Below are 505 nucleotides of genomic sequence, written 5' to 3' on the forward strand. Positions count from 1 at the left end.
CCTCCGGACGGAGGGGATGTGCCTCGAGGCAGTGAAGCAAAGTGGATGGGCGCTGAAAGATGTACCTGGAAACCTCCGGATGCCGGAAATATGCCTCGAGGCGGTGAGGAAAGATGGCGGGGTGTTATACTTTGTGCCGGAAGATCTCCGGACTAGGAAGGTGTGTCTTGAAGCGGTGAGGCAATACGGCAGGGTGTTGCCATGGATGCCGGAGAGCCTCCGGACGTCTGAGATCTTCCTCGAGACAGTGAAGCAAAACTGCTGCGCACTGGAATATGTACCGGTAAAACTCCGGTCTCCTGAGATGTGTCTTGGGGCGGTGAGGAAAGACGGCCGGGCGTTGCAATATGTACCGGTAAAAATCCGGGTGCCTGAGATGTGTCTTGAGGCGGTGAGGCGAAATGGTAGGGCGTTGCACTATGTGCCGTGGTCCCTCCGGACGCTTGGGATGTGTCTTGAGGCGGTGAGGCAAGATGGCAGGGCGTTACAATATGTTCCGAAAAAA

Annotated in this window: 1 protein-coding gene; it reads left to right on the top strand. The window is 56.2% G+C overall.

Annotated elements, in window-relative coordinates; translation table 11 throughout:
- Positions 1–505 (top strand): DUF4116 domain-containing protein (locus E1297_RS00720; RefSeq protein WP_155132671.1); only part of this gene is annotated, 505 nt, incomplete at both ends.

This window comes from Roseibium sp. RKSG952 (assembly GCF_009711355.1).